The following is a 13,427-nucleotide window of genomic DNA, read 5'->3' on the forward strand; positions in this document are numbered from 1 at the left end:
GGTCTACTATTCTCAATAATTGATTCAAATCCAATAAAAATTAAAAAAGGGGTTCGGAATGAGACCATTCCGAACCCCTTTTGTCTACAATCTGACCGATTGCAGTTGTATGCAATCGGCTTTTTTGATTTGATACTTATTTTTTTAATAAAGAAGCCCATTCAGTTTCAAGCCACTTGTCAAAGTCTGAGCCTTTTTCGCCTTCATACGCATCGTAAACATCCAGTCTCATTTTCTTGAACTTCTCTTTAAACTCTTCAAAAGTATGATCTGCTGGCAAACTCTTTTTAATACGCAATAAGATTTTAGAAGTCCCTTTAATAATATCGAATTTCGTTTGCTTTGGAGGCGTAACATCTTCACCAAAAGCCTTAAGTTGTCTGTAAGCTGCTTCTTGGATTTTAAACACAGGGTCTTTTGTCATTCTTGTAGTAAGAACATCAATCACTTTGCTGTGTTTGTGTTGCCCCAATTCTTCAACTGCATCAAAACGTACTCTCCAACTCGATGTACGATTTGCAGCCTTTTTTAGTTCCTCGTAATTTTCTGGTAATTCATTTTGTACATTGTTAGTCATTGTTCAATCTCCTTTTATATAAAAATCCATTTGTGGACAAGAAAACATTCATGCATGGAACAGAATATCCTTTAACAAGTATTGTACCATTTTCTGACCAATCACATACTCTGTTTCATAAAATGAATTATTTATACAAAATCCTTGTTAAAAGCCAAATAAGTCGATTCAAATATACGATTCAAGATTAATTTATTGTGCCAGGTCATCCAATAACCATTCATGAAAATCGCGATGGTTCTCTGCTGATACTGTATGGCCTTCTGTATACGTTTTGAAAGTTACATCTGTACCTAACTGTTTAAAAAATTCAACATTTGCAGAACCCCAAGCTAATGGGAAAATAGGATCTAATTCACCATGTGAAATAAACACGGATAATTTTTCACTTGGCTTAATGCTATATTGTTCTTTTACAAAATGCGGTAGGTACCCACTAAGCGCTACAACGCCTTTTATTTTATGATTAAATGTCAAACCTATCGTCATACCAAGGATTGCCCCTTGGCTAAATCCGAGTAAATATATACTGCTTTCATCCAATGGATATTCTATGATAGCAGTATCAATAAACGCGGTCAGTTTTTCAACTGTATTATCAAAAACTTCTCGATGCGGTTTACCAAAACCTTGTATGGTAAAGTACGCATATCCTGGAGGTTGTGGCAAATGCCCACGTACACTAAAAATGAAAAATGTTTCTTCAAGACCGTCAACTAATTGCAGCATGTTTTGCTCATTACTTCCCATTCCATGCATCACAAACAACGCTGGGTACTTCTTCCTTTCTTCAATATTCTTTGGTTGTCTAAGTTCATAAGTAAATGTTGTTTCCATATTCCCATCATTCCTTTGCCCTGTGATCATTTAGTACCCTAATAGAAAAAGAAGCAGAAGACTTCATGCAGCTCTGCCCCTTTCGTATTAACTTTAGATTAAATTTTGCTTAATGATTTCTTTTAACTCTGACCAATTAGTAATCCTTGGAATCGTTAATTTTTGATTATACGATTGATTCATGACATATACTTTCAGCGAATCATCCGAGAGTGTGTTCAAAACATCCGGCTTGTCATCAAAATAATAATCAAGCTTTAACTCTTGAATTATTTTAACTTTGTCCTGATCTTTCATTCCGCAGAAGAATCTTTCTTCTTTCACCGGGAAACCTTGTTCAAGCATCCATTTTTTCGTACGTTCCCCGTGCTCACTTGGTCTAGCTGTTATATAGTAAATCTCATGTCCTTGCTTATCAAGTTCAACTAATGTTTCTACTGCATCTGGATAAGGAGGACATGAAGTATAATATATCTCTTCTAGCGAGCTGTTCCACATGTTATATCCTTGCTCTGCCGTTAGACCAAATGCTTCATGAATTTCAACTTTCTCTATTTCATGAAAAACATCAATAGGGACAGACTTTTTCAAGTTTTTATTGTAAATGTTAAAGGCATGTTCTCTTAGACTGATGAGTGTATCATCGATATCAAATCCGAATTTCATAGTAGAATCCCTCAATTGCTTAATCAATTTTTGTAACTTGGATAACCGACAAACTTAAAATCTTTCCCGATTTTAATGATATCTGCATCCTGTAATTCAACTGCATCACCCATTTTATCGATACCTGAGCCTTCTAGGAATGTGGGTGCTAGTTGTCCGCCGATTAATTTCGGTGCAATATAAATAACAGCTTTGTCTATTAGTTTATGTTCTAAAAAGGCTGCATTAATTGTGCCTCCACCTTCAATCAATAAGGAGGAAATTCCTTTTTCACCTAGAATTTGCACGACTTCTGTTGGATTTACCTGTCTCGAACCAGTGGTAGGAAATACAGAGATTCCCATACTTTCTAACAACGATTTCTTTTCTTTGTCAAAAATCTCGCTTGTGAAAATCCATGTTTCAGCCAATTTATCAGTTATGACCTTGCGATCTAGTTGGATTTTTAGTGTAGAATCTAAAATAATACGAATTGGGTTACGGCCGTTAGGAAGTCTAGTTGTTAACTCTGGATTGTCAGCAATCACAGTATTCACACCTACCAGTATCGCCATATGTTCATTTCGAAGCTGATGGACATCATGTCTAGCTTCTTCAGATGTAATCCACTTACTATCAGAAGAATGTGTTGCAATCTTACCGTCTAAGGTAATTCCAGCTTTTAATGTAACGAAAGGTGTATTTTTCACAATGAACTTGTTAAACACTTCATTCATTTTTCGAGATGCCGCTTCATGGATACCCACTACAACTTCAATCCCTGCTTCTTCAAGAATTTTAACCCCTCTCCCAGAAACAATAGGGTTTGGATCAAGTGTCGCAATGATTACTTTTTTTATTCCCGCTTCCACAATCGCTACTGCACATGGACCTGTTCTCCCATGATGAGAACAAGGTTCGAGTGTGACATAAATTGTGCCACCCCTTGCTTTGTCCCCTGCCATGCGAATCGCATGAATTTCTGCATGCGGTTCTCCAGCTTTCAAATGAGCGCCAACTCCAACAATTCGGTTGTCGTTTACAATTACAGAGCCCACAAGAGGGTTCGGATCTGTTTGACCTTTCATGGCTTGTGCATTTTTCAAAGCCAAATCCATATAAAATTCGTGGTTAGTCATTTGGACAAGTCCCTTCATCCTCTACCTTAAGATGTCCAGAGCGTTTAATTTTAGTTTGCAAGTATGCCTCGTTAAATTCCGAAACATCTCCCCACAAAGGTGTACGTCCTGAAATCGGAAGTCCCGCGTCAATAAGTGCAGCTAATTTTTTAGGATTGTTCGTCAACAATGTTACTGGTTTCGAACGTAATGCTTTCAATACTTGAATGGCATCATCATAATTGCGTGAATCATCAACAAAACCTAGGCTTTCATTAGCTTCAACTGTATCGTAGCCATTTTCTTGAAGAATATAGGCCATTGCTTTACTAAATAAACCAATTCCTCTGCCTTCATGGTTCGCTAAATAAAATAGAGCACCTGCTCCATGATCCACAATCATTTGCATTGACTGTTTGAGTTGATAGCCACAATCACATCTCTTGCTTCCGAAGATATCTCCGGTGTGACAGATGGAATGCATTCTCATTAAGGCATCTTCTTCATGTTCGAAGTCACCATAAACGAGTACACTTGATTGTTGAAATTCAGCTAAGTTTGAAGAAGATAGTTTGTCGATGATGTGATGAATATCTTCTTTTGCTTCTTTCGTTTGTAACCAACAATACCATTGAAATACGACTGTCTCTCCATATAAATTAACAGGAAGTCGAATGGGTCCGACTAAATAGATGGCCCCGTCACTTGAATTGATTAATTTGATCTTATCTTTTAATACAGAAAGCGCTTCTTTAGAAACCATAGTTGTTTCACTCATATTAATATCCCCTTTTTTATATCACATTAAAAAACTAATAGTGAATAATTTTCTATTTCCTTTAAGTTCCCTTAAGTTACTTTATGTAAGTAATTATATTTTTGTAACCTTATTTTGTCAAGTAAGCAAATTGTCTAAATGTATTTTACTTTTAGCTTTTACTAATATTTAGTTTATCAAACTGATGAAAACCCTTAAAATTGAATGGGTTCTTTAATACATTCGTAGCATAATTACGATTTGTTAGGTCAAGGCCAATTAGTTTCCTGAATTAGATAGGTTTTCAGTGCGTTTCGGACGCTTTTCCTGCTGCACTATGAGCTAGAGAATAAAGAGAGGGTTGTGACTGCGTCACTCGCCCCCCTCTTTTCTCAGATCATCCTGCGGCTGATGTGCGTCCTTCGCTCCCTTGCAACCTAGATGACCCAAGGAATTATGGTTAGGCAAACTACTGAATAGTTGCTTTCTTTAAGTAGATATTCGGCCGAAGATGATATTTCGGCCTTTTCCTACTTTTTTTATTTTGGTAAAGTTTAACAATTAAAAATAAACGAAAGAGTGCATTTGCGCCTAGCATGCCGCAAGAGCGTGAAGAATGAGACCCACAAGTATGCGGTTTTCATACTTGTTGGCTCATGCGGAACGTGCGGTAGCGCAAATGTACGATAAACAACTGTATCGTTTAACAGACCCATTATTTTCAAAACATCTTATTAATATTAACAACTACAAACCGAATGCTTGATTCCAGTTACTGAGGATGACAGGTTTCCAGCTCGCTTCGGACGTGTTAACTGCTGCACCATGAGCTAGTGAACATAGAGTAGGACTTGTGACTGCGTCATTCGCCCCCTCTTTTCTCAGATCATTCTTTGAGTAGAATCGAAAAAAAATCATATAAAAAGAGCTGGCTCCTATAGGAACCAACTCTCTTTGATATGCCATAAACTCATTTTAACGAGGCATCTTCCAACGTTCTAATTTATTTATATTGCGAGTGAAAAATCCAGTAAATACTTTCGGTATTCCAAATTCCATCAATTTCCCTTTTACTTTTTCTTTCATTTCATTCATAGTCATATCAGGTGAGGTGAAAGTCCCATTTTGATAGCAATGACTACAATAGACAACGCTTTTATTCCCGTTCTTTTCTGTACCTCCGCCTTCAACATCCTTAGAAAATGGCATTCCACAACTTTGGCAATTTTTATAGGGCTTCATCAATCATTACCTCCTTATATACGTAACAATTAATCCTAGAGCCAGTCTTCTTCAGTAATGTCGAAATTCTTTTCTGCCCATGCAATTGCTTCTTCAACAGTTTCTACCTTATGGTCATCTTGAACTGTCCATTCACTATCGCACATAAATATATAGTACCCATTTTCTGCTTCATCTTCATATCGGGCAATAGCTAAAGCGGTAATGGCTACTTCAATTGTTACACCTTTTTTTTCTTCAAAAAACATGACACTCAATTTTTGGGTAGTATCATTTTTTGTTTGTTTTATTACTTTCGCACCATCAAGTTCATTTACTAACGTCATTAGTTATTTCCTCTTTTCTTTTATAGTTGATCTTGTACTTATCTTAACATTTTCTTCTAGGAGCATGGCATTATGAATTTGCAATAATACAGATCTTATTCATTCACAAGAAACCGAAATAGTAAAAATCGCTCATTCTCATTATGTTCATATAGTCCTGAGACTTTTACTTCTTTCACTAATTTAAAGGTAGTTCTCGTATTAAGGAACTGGATATATTCGATAGTCGGATAATAAAGAATCAAGTCAACCGAGCGCTCTTGCTGATCGATCGATTGTAAAATATTTTCAACCACCTTCATAAAAATTTGAACTGAAAACGGGTTAAAGAAATAAAACACATTGTCTTGTGATTTAATTTCATATTCTTGTGCTAGGCACTTCTCAAAAGTAATTAAATTTTTCTTCTTCTTAGTTTTTTGCATATATGATTCTAGGTTTTCAATTGATTCCCGGTAGAGCTTGTTACTCATTTCAATTCCTCTAACGGATATGAGAAAACGATGATGGATATAAAAAGGCAAGCGACCTTTGCCGCTTCCGAAATCTACTACGTTCTGCATATTATTTAACTCATATTCGTTAAAAAATTCTTCTATTGCCTTATATGGAGTTGCTTCATAACGATTATAATGCGCTGACTGATTAATAACTTCTAGCATTCCCATTGTTTTTATATGAAGCAATCGATCAAAATCTGTATCGTTCATAAAAATACCTCTGTTCGATTATTGGATAATTCGTGTCCTCACTTATATTTGTTTGTGTTACAGACAATGCATTTCAGCTTCTGCTTGATCCCAAGGAACTGCATAACCTTTTCCTTTTGAACAAAAAATCGAAGTTGAGCTATAATCGGGATCTGCATTCTTATTATAATTAATTCTTTCAATTACTGCTGTTTCGTTATGGCATCTTTCATAGCCTCCAAAGACTAAATTAAGTACGCCTTTTCCTTGTGTAAATGAGGCAATCTCCGACGCATAATTCATGAAAGTTGCCACCGGTACTTTTCCTGTCAATATTGCTTTGTTGTCTTCTGTTTTCGGTGAATCAAAGCTGCCATTAGCAATCTGTATATCTGATAATACTTTTCCCATTTGGTCCAAATCTACTTTTATTTTAAAATGGTAATACGGCTCCAACACATGATTTTGTGCTTTTTCTAATCCTTGTCTCAGAGCTCGATATGTAGCCTCGCGAAAGTCTCCGCCAGACGTATGCTTATTGTCTGCTCGTCCTGTCAGTAAAGTGATTTTAACATCTGTTAAAGGAGAGCCAGTCAACAACCCATTATGTGTTTTCTCAAAAAGATGGTGTCGGACTAAATTTTGATTTCCAATAGACAAGTCATTCGCATGACACACATTCTCAAACGAAATCCCACTATCTCTTGCTGCTGGTTCAATTTTCAGATGCACTTCAGCATAATGCTTCAAGGGTTCAAAATGTCCATAGCCTGTTACAGTTGATTCAATTGACTCTTTATATAAAATTTTTGGTTCATCAAAACTGACCTCTAATTGGAACCGGTCTTTTACCAACTGTTGCAAAATTTCTAATTGAATCGTTCCCATCACATGTATATGAATTTCCTGCACCCGCTCTTCCCACGTGACATTTAAAGATGGATCTTCTATATCTAATAGCTGAAAGTATCGTAAAGCCTCTTTTATATGAACCGATGAGGCAAAGACTACTTTAGACTTTAAAGTTGGCACCATTTCATAAACAGCTTTTTCATGTATGGTCCCTAATCCATCACCCGTAAATGCATTTGACAGTCCAATGACTGCGAATAATTCACCTGCTTTAACTTGCTCGACAGTTTTGTATTTATTTCCGTTGTACACTCTTATTTGTGTGATTTTTTCCGTATTTCTTTGTTCACCATTACCATATGAGACTTCATCTCTTATGCTCACAGATCCACTTAAAGATTTTATAAACGTAATTCGCGTTCCTTTTTCATCATGTCTAATTTTGTAAACACGTCCTGAAAATATGTCTTCATTTGCATAATTTGTTTCAGTTAATAAATGAAAAGTATTCAAGAAATCAAGGATTCCTATGTCTTGTAGTGCAGAACCATTTGAACATGGAAAAATCTTGCCTTCTTTAATTAATTCATTCATTGCCCTCAACCATAAATCATGTTGATAGCCCTTATCCATGTAATGATCTAAAAGAATTTCATTCCTTTCGGCTAAAAATTCAATTAGATTTTCTGTCATTTGTCCTTTTCGAAATGCTTCGGTGACGTCAATTATGTCCGTTGAAAAGTCATCATGAATTTCTTGAAGGACATTTTTAACATTTGCACCTTCTCGATCAATCTTATTGATAAAGAAAAATGTAGGTATATTATGTTTTCTAAGCATCTGCCAAATTGTTGTTGTATGTCCTTCAACACCTTCAACTGCACTAAGAATGACAATGGCATAATCCATTACTTGAACGGATCGTTCCATTTCTGGAGAGAAATCTACGTGACCTGGATTATCAATTAAATAATAAGTAGAATCCTGATATGAAAAAGTCGCTTGGTCAGCGAACACAGTTATGCCTCGTTGCCTTTCAATTTCATGACTGTCGAGATAAGCATCTTTATGATCTACTCTTCCTCTTTTCTTAATACTTTTCGTATGAAAAAGTATTTGTTCTGCAAAAGTTGTTTTTCCCGCATCTACATGCGCAAATACCCCAATTGTTTTATTCATAAAGCCACCCCCACTTACCTTTATACTAACTTAGATTTCATCAAACATAAAAGCGGATACCCTAATTTGGTACCCGCTTTTGTAATTAATATTTATTTTGAACGTTTTTAATATCTGTTTGACTATAGCTCCCAGGATCTGGGTTGCCTGTTCTTTTCGCAAGAATTTCTTTCACTTCATTATAAGTCAGACCCGAGTTTTCATTATTTCTTTTAACCTCTGCAATATTCGTTCCAGATGCAGTAAATCCTTGTGTGTTTTGATTATTCTCCATTAAGGTCGCCTCCATTTCGTTTTTCATTATCTTCTCTCATAACGGAGTTTTTACACATCAGTTAATATTTTTATGGAACGTATTTACCTTGTTTCGGTATAGCTAATTTGTCAAAGTCTCTCGAAAGCACGGATAAATTTTCAGTTAGCCATTCGCCAGAAACAGGATGTCCATGACCGGTAACAGCTAATGCAGGTTTAAGCTTTTCTAATAACTTAACTGATTCCCATGAAGACCAATTTCTTTCCCTTGACCACTTGATACTGAAGTCATAGGAATAAACTTATCAGTTGAAGAACTTCCATCCATATGCTCACGTTCCTTTTCATAAATAATGCCTCAACTCAAGTGAGTAGAGGCATTATTTATGAATCTTTTCGGTCGTCTCTTCTCTTTAATCCCATAAGACCAACAAGGCCTAATAACCCAATCCAGCCCCATTCCATATCATTATCATCGTCGTCAGTTGCTGCAACAGCTGCATTCTCATTGATGGTATCATCATTTCCGTTAGTGTCCGCAGCATATGTTGCAGTTCCGATTACTGTAAATGTGAATGCTAAAGTAAAAATTAGTGCAAATAATTTCTTCAACATGTTAATATTCCTCCTCAGTTAGTCTGACTTATTATGTTCGATGCCATGAATATTATGCATTTTATCTAAAAAATTACGTCATACATAGATTGGTCTAAAAAGGAAAACCCTTGGCTACTTACACTTAGCCAAGGGTTTTTCGTTAGTTTTCAATTTCTTCGACTTTAATATACGTAATTACAATGAATAATAAGATTAATCCCAATACACTTGCTGTAATAAAACTGATACTTAAATAATCGTTCATTACTAGGGACATAAGTGGAGGACCGGCTGCAACCCCAATAAATCTTGCTGAGCTATAAAAAGAAGAAATTGTACCTCTCTCTTCTTTATTAATGTTTTCTGTAATAATGGCGTCCAGCACAGGTAGTAATACGCCAATGGACATACCCACTAGACTAGTGACCACTAATAGAAGGATAAGTTTATCACTAGTAATTCCTACAAATCCCGTGCTGATTGATAGAATGATTAAACAGATAATCATTATTTTTTTCATCGTCGATAAATTCCCTTTAATATTGCGCCCTGAAATATAGGAAGCAATACATAGTAATAAAAGAGGAATAGCGAGAACAAACCCTTTTATTACACCTTTTATATCGTGCACTTTTTCTAGATTTTCGGATAAAAAAAATAACATACTAAATAGGACTAGCATGACAAAAATCCCGTTGAGGAATACGGTAAACAACCATTTGCCTTCCTCTTTGAATATATTTTTTGCATTTTTCAAGAATTCTTTCATCTTTAATGGTTCATCTTTTTCTTTTGGCACTTTAACAAAGAAAAAAATGAGTACAATTGAAATCAAACTAAATATTGAAATGGAGAAGAATGGGAGAAACCAAAGAAAAGCGGCAAAGACTGACCCTAGGATGGGACTTAATACTTTGCCAAACGTATTGGACGTTTCAATAATTCCTAAACAAGAACTTGTTTTTTCATCATTATCCTTATATAAATCGCCAACTAGTGGCAAAATGATTGGCATAGCACCAGCTGCACCTATTCCCTGCAGAATCCTACCAATAATAATCCATGTATATGGTTCATCCAGCAACCAAGAAGCAAAACCAGCAACCAAACCTCCCATTAAAGCGAGAATTAAACTTGGTAAAATCACCATTTTTCTTCCGAAACGATCCGATAAATAACCTGCAACCGGTATTAGAAATACAGCAGCGATCGAATAGCTAGTTATAATCATACTAGATTGAAAGGAAGTGATTCCAACCTTTCTTTCCAATATTGGTAACACCGGAATAAGCATAGAATTTCCGAGTGTCATGACTAGAGGAATTGAGGCCATACTTACAATACACCATTTACTTACTGTGTCTTTACTTTGTTCTGTATTCTCCATACTTTCACCTCGAGTAACGATAAGTAAATGTATGTTTTCCTTATGAATTCTTTTTATACATTAAAATTATGCTGTGAAATTTCGCTATGTATGAATTAAAACAAAGACCTATATGCCTGGATGCCAAAGAATATTCCAAAACCGATCATGGCAATCGAAGATATAATGGAGATACTTCTCAATAATTTAGTGTTTAACAATTTTCGAGCTACACTTGATATAAAGGCCATTATAAAATCAACTAAAGAAATACCCAATAAAATGGCGATGCTATAAATAATTATTTGGTACCACGTTAAGGTTCCAGCTGTTCCAGTAAGGATTGAACCATATATACCTAGCCAAAAGAGGATAGTTATTGGATTTAACATGGCCATAAAGAAACCAGATAATAATGACTGTCTGAATCGGATAGTTTTACCTATTTTGAAGTCCATTTTGATTTTATTTAGAGTAAGTAAATTCTCTACACCCGTATATATAAGAACAAAACAGCCAAACGACCAAAGAATAGTTTTCAGAATAGGTGAATCAATAAATTGAGCAACTCCAAAAAAAACCATGAGCATATACATGATGTCAGTAACTAAAGCACCAATGCCAAAAATCCAAGCATGAAAAAAACCATTTTTAATTCCTGTATTTAATAGAGTTGCTTTAACCGGGCCAATGGGTGCAGCTAGGGATACACCTAAAAAGAAGTATGTAAATAGTGAATTGATGAAATAGCCCTCCAATAATATGATGTCCTTCATCATATTCAGTACTTACGACTTGTACGACTCCATAAGGTGAAAATTCTCTTGCCAAATTGTTAAACATAAAGCAATTTTCATCATTCCAGGGCTTGGAAATGTTCAGTATTCTAGATAGGGTTATTTCTGCCGATTTGCATGTTTGAAGAATCAAAAAGAATCCAGCAACTGACAGCTGGATTCTTCGCTAAACATACTATTCGCAACTTTTTTATTTGATCCTATAAGTAACCATTTATTCGGGATTTATCTTCTTCTATGATTTCATTTCGCAAACCTTCAATACTTTCCTTACGACGTGCGTTTTTCTCTTTGATTAAATCGCGCTCTTTGCCGTCAGCTAAGTTTAATGCCTCTTCTGCTGCTTCCATATTATTTATGGTTTTCTTCAGTCTTTCTTCATTATCTTCTGAATTATTTGGTATTGGCGTAATTCTAGACATTATTATTCCTCCTTTTCTTAATTGTGTACATAAGATAGCATTCCCCATTTCATTAAAACAATTAATAGGTTTTTTATCTAACTGGTCACGTATCATATTCACTCATTTGTAATAAAGACAAATAAAGAATCCAGCATTAAATTAGCTGCTGGATTCTCTATAATTCATTTTTTATTTCTTATTAAGTTTAGAATTTTTTTGTGAGTAGGTAAAGTAGATAACTATACCAATTAGTAACCAAATAACGAAACGAATAAATGTTTCTTGTCCTAATTGGAAGATTAAAAATCCACAGAATAGAATAGCTAATCCTGGTACTAGTGGAACTGCTGGACAACGGAATGCTCTTGGTAAGTCAGGTTGTTTTACTCTTAAAACAATGACTGCAACTGAGATAAGAACAAAGGCAGATAACGTTCCGATATTAACCAATTTTGCTAGTTCGTCTAAAGGTATTAATGCACCAAATAGTGCAGCAACGAATCCGAAAAACCATGTTGCTTTATACGGTGTACGGTATTTTTCATGAATGTTAGAAAAGAATGCTGGCATTAAGCCATCTCTCGACATGGCAAACATTACTCTTGTTTGTCCATATAACATAACCAACATGACTGTTGTCATACCTAGAATTGCTCCTACATCTATAATTCCAGCAACCCAGTTTTGACCTGAGTATTGCAATACAAGAGAAATAGGATGATCAATATTTCCTGCAAACTGTTGAAACGGAACGACTCCTGTCATTATCGAAGTAACAATAACGTAAAGTATCGTACAAATAAGTAGCGATAAAAGGATTCCTCGAGGTAAATCTCTTTTCGGATTTTTTGTTTCCTCGGCAGCTGAAGCGATTGCATCAAATCCAATAAAAGCAAAGAATACAAGAGCAGCTGCAGAGAATACGCCTTCAAAACCAAAAGGCGTAAATGGTTGCCAATTTTCAGGCTTAACATACGTAACTGCGACAGCAATGAATATTAAGACAACAGTTACTTTGACAACAACCATTATATTATTTATTCGTTTAGATTGCTTAATCCCGATGGAAAGTAAAAACGTGATGAGCATAACAATTATAAAGGCTGGTAAATTGAAAAATGTTTTAGTACCTTCAAGAGCTCCAGGAGCCGCTGTAAGAATCGTAGGAATGTTTATTCCGAATCCACTTAGTAGTGATTGGAAATAGCCTGACCAACCTACAGAAACAGCACTAACGGCGAGCAGATATTCGAGAACTAAATCCCACCCAATAATAAACGCTATAAATTCACCTAGTGTTGTATATGTGAATGTATAAACAGAGCCTGATACAGGTACGGTAGACGCAAATTCAGCATACGATAAAGCAGCAAAAAAACAAGCAAGCCCAGCAATAATGAATGAAAGTGTAAGAGCTGGACCAGCTGTTAGCGCTCCGGCCCCAGTTAAAACAAAAATTCCTGTACCGATAATGGCTCCAATGCCAAGCATTGTTAAATCAAATGTACCTAATTCTTTTTTTAGTGTATTCCCCTTTGTTGATGTATCTATTAAATCCTGAATGCTCTTTTTCCTAAATAACTTGTTAGCCATTTTTTCATCTCCTCTATCTAAATATATTCCCCTTCGTCACAATTCGACAAATTTCGCAACATGCCCAAAAAAATTCCAGCAATTAAATCTTAAGCACCATTGCTCTTAATGTTCGCAATCATAACATAATTAAAAACTACTTGTACATAACAAAATTTGGATTTCTCAGTCAATTCAAAATTTTTATACATTA

16 protein-coding genes are annotated in these 13,427 nt (G+C 35.5%); 1 reads left to right on the forward strand and 15 read right to left on the reverse strand.

The features are described 5' to 3' along the window. Positions 1 to 136 precede the first annotated feature (136 nt). The 5 genes from C8K15_RS11535 to C8K15_RS11555 all read right to left on the reverse strand — a co-directional run bounded on the left by C8K15_RS11535 (position 137) and on the right by C8K15_RS11555 (position 3,955). Positions 137 to 577 carry a HEAT repeat domain-containing protein gene (locus C8K15_RS11535; RefSeq protein WP_108586559.1) on the reverse strand — a complete coding sequence of 147 codons (441 nt, stop codon included), beginning with the start codon at positions 575 to 577 and terminating at the stop codon, positions 137 to 139. Positions 578 to 769: 192 nt separating this feature from the next. Then, positions 770 to 1,414, reverse strand: coding sequence for an alpha/beta hydrolase (locus C8K15_RS11540; protein ID WP_108586560.1), 645 nt, complete (start codon positions 1,412 to 1,414; stop codon positions 770 to 772). Between the two features lie 93 nt (positions 1,415 to 1,507). Next, a complete protein-coding gene (locus C8K15_RS11545) occupies positions 1,508 to 2,080 on the reverse strand; it encodes a 5' nucleotidase, NT5C type (protein ID WP_108586561.1) in 573 nt (190 codons plus the stop codon). A gap of 23 nt (positions 2,081 to 2,103) precedes the next feature. Next, complete coding sequence (gene ribD, locus C8K15_RS11550; RefSeq protein WP_108586562.1) at positions 2,104 to 3,198, reverse strand: bifunctional diaminohydroxyphosphoribosylaminopyrimidine deaminase/5-amino-6-(5-phosphoribosylamino)uracil reductase RibD; 1,095 nt, start codon at positions 3,196 to 3,198, stop codon at positions 2,104 to 2,106. Further along, positions 3,191 to 3,955, reverse strand: coding sequence for a GTP cyclohydrolase II (locus tag C8K15_RS11555; RefSeq protein WP_108586563.1), 765 nt, complete (start codon positions 3,953 to 3,955; stop codon positions 3,191 to 3,193). Before C8K15_RS11555 ends, ribD begins: the two co-directional genes overlap by 8 nt. Before the next feature lie 595 nt (positions 3,956 to 4,550). On the opposite strand from C8K15_RS11555, the gene C8K15_RS20325 reads away from it, so the two are divergent. Further along, a complete protein-coding gene (locus tag C8K15_RS20325; protein WP_158268306.1) occupies positions 4,551 to 4,700 on the forward strand; it encodes a hypothetical protein in 150 nt (49 codons plus the stop codon). 209 nt (positions 4,701 to 4,909) lie between these two features. On the opposite strand, the gene C8K15_RS11560 is transcribed toward C8K15_RS20325, so the two are convergent. From C8K15_RS11560 to bcaP, 10 genes are all read right to left on the reverse strand, one after another. Then, positions 4,910 to 5,176, reverse strand: a complete 267-nt coding sequence (locus tag C8K15_RS11560) for a zinc ribbon domain-containing protein (RefSeq protein ID WP_108586564.1) — start codon at positions 5,174 to 5,176, stop codon at positions 4,910 to 4,912. Positions 5,177 to 5,211: 35 nt separating this feature from the next. Continuing rightward, positions 5,212 to 5,502, reverse strand: coding sequence for a hypothetical protein (locus C8K15_RS11565; protein ID WP_108586565.1), 291 nt, complete (start codon positions 5,500 to 5,502; stop codon positions 5,212 to 5,214). A 95-nt stretch (positions 5,503 to 5,597) separates the two neighbouring features. Then, entirely contained in the window at positions 5,598 to 6,212 is a 615-nt protein-coding gene (locus C8K15_RS11570) for an SAM-dependent methyltransferase (RefSeq protein ID WP_108586566.1), read from the reverse strand. A gap of 57 nt (positions 6,213 to 6,269) precedes the next feature. Then, positions 6,270 to 8,222 (reverse strand): GTP-binding protein, encoded by a 1,953-nt coding sequence (locus tag C8K15_RS11575; RefSeq protein ID WP_108586567.1) that lies wholly within the window; start codon positions 8,220 to 8,222, stop codon positions 6,270 to 6,272. Positions 8,223 to 8,307: 85 nt separating this feature from the next. After that, complete coding sequence (locus tag C8K15_RS11580) at positions 8,308 to 8,496, reverse strand: hypothetical protein (RefSeq protein WP_108586568.1); 189 nt, start codon at positions 8,494 to 8,496, stop codon at positions 8,308 to 8,310. 365 nt (positions 8,497 to 8,861) lie between these two features. After that, entirely contained in the window at positions 8,862 to 9,092 is a 231-nt protein-coding gene (locus tag C8K15_RS11590) for a WGxxGxxG family protein (protein ID WP_108586569.1), read from the reverse strand. Between the two features lie 142 nt (positions 9,093 to 9,234). Next, a complete protein-coding gene (locus C8K15_RS11595) occupies positions 9,235 to 10,461 on the reverse strand; it encodes an MFS transporter (protein ID WP_108586570.1) in 1,227 nt (408 codons plus the stop codon). A gap of 95 nt (positions 10,462 to 10,556) precedes the next feature. Beyond that, positions 10,557 to 11,216, reverse strand: coding sequence for a LysE family transporter (locus tag C8K15_RS11600; protein ID WP_369973739.1), 660 nt, complete (start codon positions 11,214 to 11,216; stop codon positions 10,557 to 10,559). Positions 11,217 to 11,437: 221 nt separating this feature from the next. Continuing rightward, entirely contained in the window at positions 11,438 to 11,659 is a 222-nt protein-coding gene (locus C8K15_RS11605) for a small, acid-soluble spore protein tlp (protein WP_108586571.1), read from the reverse strand. A gap of 171 nt (positions 11,660 to 11,830) precedes the next feature. Then, entirely contained in the window at positions 11,831 to 13,234 is a 1,404-nt protein-coding gene (gene bcaP / locus C8K15_RS11610; RefSeq protein WP_108586572.1) for a branched-chain amino acid transporter BcaP, read from the reverse strand. Between the last annotated feature and the right edge of the window lie 193 nt (positions 13,235 to 13,427).

It is taken from the genome of Paenisporosarcina sp. OV554 (assembly GCF_003058165.1).
Classification (GTDB): domain Bacteria; phylum Bacillota; class Bacilli; order Bacillales_A; family Planococcaceae; genus Paenisporosarcina.

Bases quoted from the DNA above. Each gene is read 5' to 3' on its own strand.
- C8K15_RS11535 (WP_108586559.1), bottom strand. From the start codon at position 577: ATGACTAACAATGTACAAAATGAATTACCAGAAAATTACGAGGAACTA.
- C8K15_RS11540 (WP_108586560.1), bottom strand. From the start codon at position 1,414: ATGGAAACAACATTTACTTATGAACTTAGACAACCAAAGAATATTGAA.
- C8K15_RS11545 (WP_108586561.1), bottom strand. From the start codon at position 2,080: ATGAAATTCGGATTTGATATCGATGATACACTCATCAGTCTAAGAGAA.
- ribD (WP_108586562.1), bottom strand. From the start codon at position 3,198: ATGACTAACCACGAATTTTATATGGATTTGGCTTTGAAAAATGCACAA.
- C8K15_RS11555 (WP_108586563.1), bottom strand. From the start codon at position 3,955: ATGAGTGAAACAACTATGGTTTCTAAAGAAGCGCTTTCTGTATTAAAA.
- C8K15_RS20325 (WP_158268306.1), top strand. From the start codon at position 4,551: ATGAGACCCACAAGTATGCGGTTTTCATACTTGTTGGCTCATGCGGAA.
- C8K15_RS11560 (WP_108586564.1), bottom strand. From the start codon at position 5,176: ATGAAGCCCTATAAAAATTGCCAAAGTTGTGGAATGCCATTTTCTAAG.
- C8K15_RS11565 (WP_108586565.1), bottom strand. From the start codon at position 5,502: ATGACGTTAGTAAATGAACTTGATGGTGCGAAAGTAATAAAACAAACA.
- C8K15_RS11570 (WP_108586566.1), bottom strand. From the start codon at position 6,212: ATGAACGATACAGATTTTGATCGATTGCTTCATATAAAAACAATGGGA.
- C8K15_RS11575 (WP_108586567.1), bottom strand. From the start codon at position 8,222: ATGAATAAAACAATTGGGGTATTTGCGCATGTAGATGCGGGAAAAACA.
- C8K15_RS11580 (WP_108586568.1), bottom strand. From the start codon at position 8,496: ATGGAGAATAATCAAAACACACAAGGATTTACTGCATCTGGAACGAAT.
- C8K15_RS11590 (WP_108586569.1), bottom strand. From the start codon at position 9,092: ATGTTGAAGAAATTATTTGCACTAATTTTTACTTTAGCATTCACATTT.
- C8K15_RS11595 (WP_108586570.1), bottom strand. From the start codon at position 10,461: ATGGAGAATACAGAACAAAGTAAAGACACAGTAAGTAAATGGTGTATT.
- C8K15_RS11600 (WP_369973739.1), bottom strand. From the start codon at position 11,216: ATGAAGGACATCATATTATTGGAGGGCTATTTCATCAATTCACTATTT.
- C8K15_RS11605 (WP_108586571.1), bottom strand. From the start codon at position 11,659: ATGTCTAGAATTACGCCAATACCAAATAATTCAGAAGATAATGAAGAA.
- bcaP (WP_108586572.1), bottom strand. From the start codon at position 13,234: ATGGCTAACAAGTTATTTAGGAAAAAGAGCATTCAGGATTTAATAGAT.